This window comes from Kitasatospora sp. NPDC032757 (assembly GCF_055579305.1).
This window is the reverse complement of record NZ_JBVINN010000001.1, coordinates 164,351-174,565: the sequence shown is the minus strand read 5'-3', so window position 1 is coordinate 174,565 and position 10,215 is coordinate 164,351. Positions and strand designations below refer to the sequence as shown.

10 protein-coding genes are annotated in these 10,215 nt (G+C 70.7%); 7 read left to right on the top strand and 3 right to left on the bottom strand.

Annotated features, from left to right (window positions below; all coding sequences use genetic code 11):
* Nucleotides 1–111: 111 nt before the first annotated feature.
* From ACZ5WK_RS00895 to hppD, 3 genes are read right to left on the bottom strand one after another with little or no spacing between them, the layout of a single operon-like run.
* Nucleotides 112–927, bottom strand: coding sequence for an ABC transporter permease (locus ACZ5WK_RS00895; RefSeq protein WP_465543611.1), 816 nt, complete (start codon nucleotides 925–927; stop codon nucleotides 112–114).
* The gene (locus ACZ5WK_RS00890) at nucleotides 924–1,910 is read right to left on the bottom strand and encodes an ATP-binding cassette domain-containing protein (protein WP_465543609.1); all 987 of its coding nucleotides are present in this window, start codon (nucleotides 1,908–1,910) and stop codon (nucleotides 924–926) included. The genes ACZ5WK_RS00895 and ACZ5WK_RS00890 overlap by 4 nt, the downstream gene beginning before the upstream one ends.
* Nucleotides 1,911–1,942: 32 nt before the next feature.
* Nucleotides 1,943–3,082, bottom strand: coding sequence for a 4-hydroxyphenylpyruvate dioxygenase (hppD, locus tag ACZ5WK_RS00885; RefSeq protein WP_465543607.1), 1,140 nt, complete (start codon nucleotides 3,080–3,082; stop codon nucleotides 1,943–1,945).
* A 433-nt stretch (nucleotides 3,083–3,515) separates the two neighbouring features.
* Here hppD and ACZ5WK_RS00880 point away from each other — a divergent pair, with 433 nt between their 5' ends.
* The 7 genes from ACZ5WK_RS00880 to ACZ5WK_RS00850 are packed head-to-tail and all read left to right on the top strand — an operon-like array spanning nucleotide 3,516 to nucleotide 10,203.
* Nucleotides 3,516–3,764: an acyl carrier protein gene (locus ACZ5WK_RS00880; RefSeq protein WP_465543605.1), complete on the top strand. Its 249-nt coding sequence runs from the start codon at nucleotides 3,516–3,518 to the stop codon at nucleotides 3,762–3,764.
* A 60-nt stretch (nucleotides 3,765–3,824) separates the two neighbouring features.
* Nucleotides 3,825–5,060, top strand: coding sequence for a beta-ketoacyl-[acyl-carrier-protein] synthase family protein (locus tag ACZ5WK_RS00875; RefSeq protein WP_465543603.1), 1,236 nt, complete (start codon nucleotides 3,825–3,827; stop codon nucleotides 5,058–5,060).
* Nucleotides 5,057–6,196, top strand: coding sequence for a beta-ketoacyl-[acyl-carrier-protein] synthase family protein (locus tag ACZ5WK_RS00870; RefSeq protein WP_465543601.1), 1,140 nt, complete (start codon nucleotides 5,057–5,059; stop codon nucleotides 6,194–6,196). Before ACZ5WK_RS00875 ends, ACZ5WK_RS00870 begins: the two co-directional genes overlap by 4 nt.
* Nucleotides 6,193–7,131, top strand: coding sequence for a beta-ketoacyl synthase N-terminal-like domain-containing protein (locus tag ACZ5WK_RS00865; RefSeq protein ID WP_465543599.1), 939 nt, complete (start codon nucleotides 6,193–6,195; stop codon nucleotides 7,129–7,131). The genes ACZ5WK_RS00870 and ACZ5WK_RS00865 overlap by 4 nt, the downstream gene beginning before the upstream one ends.
* Complete coding sequence (locus ACZ5WK_RS00860) at nucleotides 7,131–7,979, top strand: alpha/beta fold hydrolase (RefSeq protein WP_465543597.1); 849 nt, start codon at nucleotides 7,131–7,133, stop codon at nucleotides 7,977–7,979. The genes ACZ5WK_RS00865 and ACZ5WK_RS00860 overlap by 1 nt, the downstream gene beginning before the upstream one ends.
* 44 nt (nucleotides 7,980–8,023) lie before the next feature.
* Nucleotides 8,024–9,043: a hypothetical protein gene (locus ACZ5WK_RS00855; RefSeq protein WP_465543595.1), complete on the top strand. Its 1,020-nt coding sequence runs from the start codon at nucleotides 8,024–8,026 to the stop codon at nucleotides 9,041–9,043.
* Nucleotides 9,044–9,093: 50 nt separating this feature from the next.
* The gene (locus tag ACZ5WK_RS00850; protein ID WP_465543594.1) at nucleotides 9,094–10,203 is read left to right on the top strand and encodes a beta-ketoacyl synthase N-terminal-like domain-containing protein; all 1,110 of its coding nucleotides are present in this window, start codon (nucleotides 9,094–9,096) and stop codon (nucleotides 10,201–10,203) included.
* The last annotated feature ends 12 nt before the right edge of the window (nucleotides 10,204–10,215 follow it).

The window sequence follows — 10,215 nt, the reverse complement described above, 5'->3', positions numbered from 1 at the left end:
GGTACGTCCCCTTCTGCAATGAACAAGATGATGAGAGAGCCCGAACGGGAACCGGGCGAAGCGCCCAGCCCTGTGGCCGGGTGACGTCGCGTCCGGTTCCGGTGACGGCGCTTAGATCCGGCGCCCGTACGCGCGGATGGACAGCGGCACGAACACGGCGAACACCACTGCGCACGCCAGTACCGTGGCCAGCGCATGCGAGCCGGCTCCGGATGTCGGGCCGGTCAGCAGGCCCCGGACGGAGTCGCTCAGCAGCGATACGGGGTTGATCTTGGACCAGGCCTGGAGCCAGCCCGGCAGGGTGCTGGTGCCGACCAGGGTGTTGCTGCCGAACGCCATGGGGAACAGCAGCATCATCGAGAGCATGTTGACCGACTCGGGCTTCTTCGACACGAGACCGATCGTCAGGGAGATCCAGGAGAAGGCGAACGACACCAGAAGGACCAGCAGGACGGCCGCGAGGACGGAGAGCGGGTCGGTGTGGATCCGGAACCCGACGCAGAGCCCGAAGACCAGGATGACGATCGTGGACGCCGCTTGCCGGGGCAGATCGCCGAGGATGTGCGCGGCCAGCGGCGCTGACCGGGCGATGGGCAGGCTGCGGAACCGGTCGAAGATGCCCTTCTCGATGTCGCTGTTGATCCCCTGCCCCACGTTGGTCACCATGAAGGCCGCGTTCTGGGCCAGCATCCCCGGCAGCAGGAACTGGAGGTAGTCCGACTGGTTACCGGAGACCGCGCCGCCGAACAGGACCATGAAGATCACCATCATGATGATGGGCTGCAGGGCGCTGAACACCACGAGCTGCGGTGCCGTCCTCAGCTTGGTCAGGTTGCGGCCCGCGAGGATCAGCGTGTGGCTCAGCAGGCCGCCACGGGTCGCGTTCGTCAGCGGTGCGGACTGAACGCTCGGATCGGTGATGCTCATCGACGATTCCCTTCAACGGCTCCGGCCGGCACGGCCTCGGGGGTGGCCTGGGACGCGCCGCGGCCGGTCAGGGTGAAGAAGACCTCGTCGAGCGTCGCCTGGCGCAGCGCCAGTTCGACGAACGGCACCTCGGCGTCCTCCAGTTGCTGGGCCAGCAGGCGCAGTGACTTCGTGTCGCCGGCCGGGGCGCCGACCAGGCCGGTGTCCTTGTCCACGGTCGCCTCCGCTCCGCTGATCGCCGTGAGGTAGTCGGCCACCTCGGCGCAGCGGATCGGGTCCAGGACCCGGACCTCCAACGTGAGTCCGCCGATCCGGGACTTCAGCTCGGTCGGGGTGCCGGTGGCGGCCACCCGCCCCTGGTTCAGGACCACCAGGTCGTTGGCCAGTTGGTCGGCCTCCTCCAGGTACTGCGTGGTGAGCAGGACCGTGACGCCGTCCTTGACGAGCTCGCGCACGAGCGTCCAGACCTCGCTGCGGCTGCGCGGGTCGAGGCCGGTGGTCGGCTCGTCGAGGAAGAGCACGCGGGGACGGCCGACCAGACTCGCCGCCACGTCCAGCCGTCGCCGCATGCCGCCGGAGTAGGTCTTGGCCATGCGCCGGGCCGCCTCCTCCAGTTGGAACCGCTCGATCAGTTCCGTGGCGCGGCCGCGTGCCGCAGGGCGGGACAAGCCCAGCAGCCGTCCGATCAGCTCCAGGTTCTGCTGTCCGGTCAGCTCGTCGTCCACCGCCGCGTACTGGCCGGTGAGACCGATCGCCGCACGGACCCGGTCCGGCGCGGCCGTGACGTCGTGGCCGGCGACCCAGGCGCGCCCCTCATCCGGGCGTAGGAGGGTGGAGAGGATCCGTACCGTGGTCGTCTTGCCGGAGCCGTTCGGGCCCAGCAGCCCCAGGACGGTGCCGGCCCGGGCCGTGAAGTCGACCGCGGACAGCGCCGCGGTGCCGGCGTAGGACTTGGTCAGGCCTTCGACGCGGATGGTCTCCACGGCAGTGCCCCTCTCTCTTCGATTTCCGCCGCTCACCGGCCGGCCGGCCGCTGCGGTTCCGCGTGGGACAACAGGGACTGCTGAGCCTCCTGCTCGCGCTGCCGGGCCTGTTCGTGGTGCAGTTCGACCGCCTCGTAGAGCGCCTTGATGTTGCCGCTGCCGAAGGTCCTGGCGCCGGCCCGTTCGATGACCTCGAAGAAGTAGGTTCCGCGCGGGTGGGTGGAGCGGGCGAAGACCTGGAACAGCTGTCCCTCGTGGTCCTCGTCGACCAGCAGGTTCAGGGCGCGCAGCTCGTCCACCGAGTGCCGGGAGACCTCGATGCGGTCCGCCAGGAGTTCGTAGTACGTCCCGGGGGTGGACAGGAACTCCACTCCGCGCCGGACCAGTTCACCGACGGAGGTGACGATGTCCTCGGTCGCCATGGCGACATGCTGGACGCCGGCGCCGCCGTGGTTCTTGAGGAACGAGTCGATCTGGCCCGGATCGCGGCTGAGATCCGGCTCGATGACGGTGAGGGTGACCAGACCGGACGCGCTCTGCACCACCTTCGAGTTCATCGCCTGGGTGCCGACGACGATGCGCTCCTCGAAGATCATGCTGAAGTCGAGGATGTCGCAGTAGAACCTGACGACCTCGTCGAGCTGCCCCGCCTCGACGCAGATCGCGAAGTGGTCGACCTCGCGCAGCCCCAGCTCCGCCGAGGCCTGGAGGTCCGTCTGCGGGAGGAACCCGGGCAGCGCGTGCCGGGCCGCCCCGGTCGGACGCTGCACGAAGGTGTGCACCACGTCCCCGAAGGCCATGATCGAGGCGAGGACGAAGCCCTCCCGCTCCACCGGCTCCGCCACCGGGCTCGCCCCGCGCCGGACCGCCTCGTGGAACGCGGCGCGCGCATCGTCGGTCCCCAGCGCGATGTCGGCCACGCCCTCGCCGTGCTGCTCCAGATAGGCGGAGCCGGGGTGGTCGTCCGTCATCGGCTCGGTCAGCACGAACAGGATGTCCGACGACGCCAGCGTGTAGGAGTGGGCCGTTCCCGGAACGCGGGCGGAACCGACCGGGCGCAGGCCGTAATTGCCCGCGAACGCCTGGGCCTTCGAGGCGATATCGCTTACATAGACTTGAATGTGGTCAACGGTCAGGCCCGTGAAACACGTGGTCTTGTGGTCCGCGCTCACTGAGAACCCACTCCTAGTCGTCTGGATGGTTCATTCACCGATCATCCGTGGCCATGCTGGCTGGCCGGCCTCTCCGGCCGACAGTCCACATCGAAGAATCGAGTGTGGGAGCGGATCGGCCGCCGACTCCGGCCACCGGGGCAGGGCCCGATGGTGCAGGAGTTCGTGACGGGATTCCGCCGGGTGGCAGGTTGCTGCAATGGCCGCGCCGGACGGAAAGGGTCCTCGGTGGGCGAGGCTGCCAAGCTGTCCGGCCCCCCTGACCTCCTGGTCGGTGCCGATGCGGGGCGGCGCCGGGTGTTCCGGGCCGGCCGACTTGGCAGGATTCTGCCGTCGCTGTTGCCGGTGCCCGTGGGGGTGTCATAGAACGATCTCCGGCAGAAAGCCTGGGACGTTTCCCAGGGTGTCGCACCGAAAAGGAAGGTCGCCCACCATGGCTTCGTACGACGAGCAGTTCCAGAAGATCAAGGAGATCGTCTGTGACATTCTCGAGATGGAGGAGGACGAAGTTAGCGAGACCAGCCTCTTCAAGGAGGACCACAGCGCCGACTCGCTGCGTTCGATCGAGATTCTCGCGAATCTGGAGAAGGAATTCAGCATCACCATCGACCAGTCCGAGCTGGCCCGCATGGTGAACCTCAAGGGTGTTTACGAGGTCGTCTCCGAGGCCGCTGGCTGGTAGCCGACGGCATCGTTCGGACAGGGCAAGGCCGGGACACAGGACAGAGAGGTCGGGATGGCAATGTCGGGGCGGACTGGCTCGCGCAGGGTGGTGATCACCGGGCTGGGGGTGGTCTCCAGTATCGGGATGGGAGCCGGCGAGTTCCTGCAGGGCCTGCGCAGCGGGAGCAGCGGGGCCAAGCCCATCACCGTGTTCGACGTCGAGGGCTTCGACTACGCGAACGGGTGCGAGGTGGTCGGATTCGAGCCCGAGCGGTGGATCCGGCACTTGCCCGTCGAGCAGCTCGGCCGGGCCACCCAGTACTCCGTCGCCGCCGCCCGGATGGCGATCGACGACGCCGGCCTGGACCTCGAGGTCTGGCGGTCACGACCCAGCGTCGTCACCATCGGCACCACGGACGGCGAGTCCCGCGACCTCGACCACATGGTGGAGGCCGAGGTGCAGCAGGGCCCCGAGCACATGGCGCCCGAGTCCGCCCGCCGGGTTGCGGCCGGCCGCCTGTCCGCGGCCATCGCCCAGGAGCTGGAGCTGTCCGACGTCGAGGCGGTGACGATCCCGACCGCCTGCGCCGCGGGCAACTACGCGATCGGCTACGGCTTCGACGCGGTCCGCTCCGGCGAGGCCGAGTACGCCCTGTGCGGCGGTGCGGACGCCATGTGTCGCAAGACCTTCTCCGGGTTCTACCGCCTGGGTACCATCGCGCCCGACCGGTGCCGGCCCTTCGACGTGGACCGCAAGGGCATCCTCACGGGCGAGGGCGCCGGGATCCTGGTCCTGGAAAGCCTCGACTCCGCGCTCGCCCGCGGCGCGCGCATCTACGCCGAGGTGCTCGGCTACGGCCTGAACTGCGACGCCTACCACCAGGTCGCGCCCAACCAGGACAGCGTCGGCCGGTGCATGGAGATCGCCCTGGAGAACGCCGGGGTCAAGCCCGAGCAGGTGGACCTCATCTCCGCCCACGGCACCGGCACCAAGGCCAACGACGTCACCGAGGCGCGGGCGATCCGCGAGGTCTTCGGAGCGCGGCCGCCGAAGGTCATCTCGATGAAGTCGATGATCGGCCACACCATGGGCGCGGCGAGCGCGCTGTCCGCCATCGGCTGCGCCCTCGCGATCACCAACAAGTTCATTCCGCCGACCATCAACCACACCACCACCGACCCCGAGTGCGACGTCGACTGCGTTCCGAACGTCGCGGTCGAGGCCGAGCTGCGGATCGTCCAGAACAACGGGCTGGCGTTCGGCGGCAACAACGCGGTGGTCCTGCTCGGGAAGTACGACGAGGTGCCGGCATGAGCTGGGCCGTGACCGGTACCGGCGCGGTCGCCAGTGTCGGCCGCGATCCGGGCGAGCTGTTCGCCAACCTCTGTGCCGGTGTCTCCGGCGTCGGCGAGTTGAAGGGCTTCGACCTCAGCCGCCACGACGCCCACTTCGCCTACGAGGTGGACGACCGCCCCGAGCCCGGGGCCGACGTCCCGCGCCGGGCGACCGCGCTGCTGACCGACGCGATCGCCCAGGCAGCCCGCGACGCGGGCCTCGACGAGCACGACCTGAGCGGCGTGCCGATCCTGATCGGCACCGGCCTGCGGGAGCTGCGCTCGGTCGAGTTGTGGCAGCGCGACGGCATCGACCTCCCACCGCAGGACCTGCACTTCGGTACGGCGCTGCGCGCGGCCTTCAACGCCGACGACACCCACACCTTCTCCAACGCCTGCTCCGCCGGGCTGTACGCGCTCGGCCTGGCCACCGATCTGCTGGCGGGCGGCGCGGCCGAGACGGTGATCGTGGCCGGCGTGGACGTGCTCACCGAGACCATGTACGGCCTGCTGGAGCGGGTCCAGCCGGTGCCGCCGGAGCGAGTGCGGCCGTTCGACCGCAACCGTGCGGGCGTCCTCATGGGTGAGGGCGCCGCCGCCGTCGTACTGACCCGGACCCCGGCCGCGGGCTGTAAGGTGCACGGCGTGGTACGCACGGTCGCGGTCAACTGCGACGCCCACCACGTGACCGCGCCCGACCCGGTCGGCATCGCCGAGGCCATCCGCGAGGCGCACGCCCGCGCCGGCCTGAAGCCCGCGGACATTGACCTGGTCATGGTGCACGGCACCGGCACCCTGCTCAACGACGAGGCCGAGGCCATCGCCCTCGCCGACGCGTTCGGCGACGATGCGGGCAGGCCGCTGATGACGGCCATCAAGTCCATGACCGGTCACACCTCGGGAGCCTCCGGCCTGCTCAGCCTGGTCGTGACGCTGAGCTCCCTGGCCGAGGGCCTGGTGCCGCCGACCGTCGGGCTGGACGACCCGGTGGACGAGGCGGCCGGCTTCCGGATCGTTACCGACACGGCTGCCCGAGAACCCCTGACCGTAGCCCAGTTGAACGCATTCGGCTTCGGCGGCGTGAACGCCGTGGCGATCGTGGAGGCGGCCCGATGAACGTGGTGGTAACAGGGGTCGGCGTGGTGCTGCCCCGCGCGGCATCGGCCCGTGAGCTGATCGAGCCCGGTCCGGCCGACGCACCTGCGGTCGAACCGAAGGACATCGTCGGCAGGAAGGGCCTGCGCTACAAGGACCGGGCGACCCAGCTGGCGTACTGCTCGGCCCAGGCGGCGCTGCGCGACGCCGCGTTGGTGGACGACGAGGGCCTGAAGGTCGCGGCGCTCAGCGTCGCGGTGGTGGTCAGCTCCAACTACGGCAACATCGACACCATCACGCGGGCGATGGACACCATCACCCGGGAGACCGCGGCCGCCGGCAGCCCGATGGACCTGCCGAACGCCTCCAGCAACGTCGTCGCCTCCTCCGTCGCGATCCGCTTCGGCCTGCGCGGCCCGAACCTGATGCTCTGCAACGGGGCCACCTCCGGGCTGGACGCCCTCCGCTGGGGCGCGGAACTGATCCGCGCCGGCCGGGTCACCCGGGCGCTCGTGCTGGGCGTCGAGCCCGACAACGAGGCGGTGCGCGCCTTCGTCGGCGGCGCCCGGACCGTGGACGGCTCGGCGGCCGTGGTGCTGGAGAGCGCGGAGGCGGCAGCCGAGCGGGGCGTTCCGGCGCTGGCCGTTCTGGGTGGCGTCGTGCGCGGCGCCGGTCTGGCGGCCTCCCTGGCGAAGCTCTCCGACGGGGCCGGCGAACGCCCCGCGCTGTGGCAGGTGCCGGAGACGGACGCGCTGCCGGAGGGGCTGCTGGACGGCGTGCCGCGCCAGGACCTCGGTGCCCGTTTCGGCCTCGCCTCCGGCGCGCTCGGTGTGCTCCAGTGCGCCGCGGCCGCCGGCTGGTTCGCCCGCGGCGGGGCCGGACCGGTGTACGCCAGCGCGGGCGGTGACGCCGACGACGCCAGCGCCGGACTCGTCCTGTTCCGGCCGGCGGCGTGATGTCCGGCCCGGCCAGCGTCCTCGCCGCCGGAACGGCGCCGAAGGCCGGATCCGGTGCACCGCCGCCGGTGGTCATGCACCGCCGCGTGGTCGGCGGCCCCGGCCGGATGCTGCTGCTCCACGGCCTGGCCAACAGCGCGAGCGTCTGGGACGCCTTCCTCGCCCACGTCGGGCGGGAGGACGGCCCCGAGGTCTGGGCCGCCGACCTCCCCTGGCGCGGTGACTGCGTGGCCCACTGGAGCTCGCGGGGCGATGTCGTGCCGTACGTGGCCGACGCACTGCGCGCGGTGCCCGGTGGTGCCGGCGTGGTGGTCGGCCACTCGATGGGGGCCAACAGCCTGCTGGAGTTCCTCCACCGGCGGCTGGAGCACGGTGCCGACCCCTTCGCCGAGTACGGCATCCGCGCCCTCGTCCTGGTGTCCCCGTTCTACCGTCGCGCGCCCGAGGACTTCGGTTGGGGGTCGGTCGAGATCGCCGTCCAGAACTTCGTCCGGACGATGACCGAGGGCGTGCGGGTGCACGCCGGCGGCCGGGTCTCGGACGACTTGGTCGAAGAGCTCGGCGGGCGGGTCCGCGACCGGGTCGGCGCCTACGGCTGGATCCGGTTCTTCGAGACCTACCTGGCCACCCCGTGGCTGCGCACCGAACTGTTCCCCGTGCCCTGCCTCGTGATCGCGGGCGAGCACGACTCGATCGCGCTCCCGGAGGAGGGCCGCCTGCTGGCGGCCGACCTGCCGCAGGGGCGGTTCCACCTGCTGCCCGGCAGCGGGCACTTCCTGATGATCGAGCAGGCGGGCGACCTCGCCGCCGTGGTCGATCGCTTCGTCAGCACCTTGCCGGCCGCGTGACCGACAGGCGGCCCCGGACCCACACCTTCAGGGGAGCACCTCCGATGACCACCGTGACCGAAAGCGCAGTCAAGGCGCTCCTCACCAGCGAGACGACGGTGCCGCTGCGTACCCGCTTCGAGGGCGCCAACATCTGCACCTGGATCGGCTTCAAGCACATCAACTACCTCGTCGAGGAAGCCATCCTGCTCCACTTCGCCGAAGCCGGTCTGGAGGCCCGCGCGCTCTACACGGAGCACGGCCTCGGCGTGGACCTCGTCGACCTCGACACCCGCATCCTGAGCGCCCTCTTCATGGACGAGACGGTCGAGGCGCACGTCGTCCCCAAGGCCGGGGACGAGGACACCGCCGTCTCCTTCACCGTCACCCTGACCGGTGAGCGCGAGGGCGCGCAGACCAAGCTGGTCGCCGCCCGGGCCAAGGCCGTCCTGCGCCGCGAGAGCTACATCGAGGAGGCGAGCGAGCCGCCGGCCCCGATCGCCCGCTTCGTCACGGATCGCCTCGGCACACCGGTGCGGGGCCTGCAGACGCCGCCCGACATCTCCGGGCTCGACCTCACCGCGGTCACCACCTCGCTGTCCGCCGGCCGCGGCACCACCGGTGCCGACCCGGTGCTCGACCTGCTCACCGCCGGCACCAACTCCTTCGGCTGGAAGTGGCGCATCCCGTACCCGTACTGCCACTTCTCCGAGCGCCTGCAGATGTCCAGCTACCTGCGGCAGATGGAGGAGGTCGTCGACCTGTTCCTGGCCGACCGGGGCATCTCGGTTCGGACCCTGATGGATGAGCGCCGCTGGATCCCCGCCTGCCCGCACTCGAAGATCCAGATCGTCGACGAGGCGCTCATGGAGGAGGAGCTCTACACCGTCTACACGGTGGAGAACATCTTCAAGGACTACACCTACACCTCGCGGATGGACTGCTACGTGGTCCGCGACGGCAAGCTCGTCCAGACCGCCACCGGCAAGGTCACCCACGGCTACGCCGTCGTCGACAACCGGCGCGAGTGGAACCTGGTCACCTTCGACGAGCGCGTTGCCAAGGCGCTTCGGGGCGAGGCCTGACAGCCGTGCCGGATCCGGCAGGCGAAACCGCGGAGAGCAACGGAGCAGATATGAGTACGACCTCAACCCCTGTGAATCGTACGGTCATCACGGCCTGGTCGGCGGTGTCGCCGTTCGGCATCGGCCGGGAGGCGTTCGCCGAGGGGCTGCGGGAGCGCCGGGTGGCCGAGGCGCCGCTGGCCCGCGAACCCTGGCAGGCGCCGGCCGAAACGGCCTGCCTGGTACCGGACTTCGACATCCGCGCGATTCTCGGCAAGAAGGGCACCCGGTCGATGGACCGGGCCACCGGCCTCGCCGTCACCACGGTGGGCCGGCTGCTCGACGACGCGCCGCGCAACCGGCAGGTCGCCACCGGTGAGCACTCCGCCCTCGTGCTCGGCACGACCATCGGAAGCGTGCAGAGCCAGATGGACTTCACCCGGGACTCGTTCACCGGCGAGAAGCCCTACTTCGTGGACCCGGCGCGGTTCCCGAATGCCGTCATGAACTGCGCCGCCGGCCAGAGTGCGATCTGGCACCAGCTCAAGGGCGCCAACACCACCATCGCCGGCGGCCATGCGGCCGGTCTGTACGCCCTCAACTACTCCCGCCGGCTGCTGCACTTCGGCCGGGCGCGGACCGTGCTGTGCGGCGCGGTGGAGGAGTTCTCGCACGCCCGCTCCTGGCTGGACGAACACTCCCGCGACCCGCGGACCGACGGCGCCACGCAGCCGGCCGGCGAGGGCTGCGGCCTCTTGCTGATCGAACAGGCGGACGTGGACGACCCGGACCAGCCGGTGCTGGCCGAGCTCCTCGCCGTCCAGATGGGCATCGCCCTCGACGGCGACGTCCGCACCGCCCTGGCCTCCTGCGTGCAGCGCGCGCTGCGCCGCGCGCAGGTGCGGCCGGAGGAGCTGTGGGCGGTTTCCACCAGCGAGGTGCCCGGCCCGATGGGAGAGCAGGAGCAGGCGGTGGTCGAGGAGGTCACCGCCGGTGCCGACCCGCGTCACCTCACCCAGGCCGCCCTGCTCGGCGACACCGTGGCCGCGTCGGCCGCCTTCCAGGTGGCCGGCGTCCTGGTACACGCCGAGGACGACCCCTCGGCCGCCGGCCGCGTCGCCCTGGTCACCTCGGTCGACCGCGACGGCGCGGTCGGCTGTGCCCTGCTCCGTCTCCGCTGACCCCCATCCCCG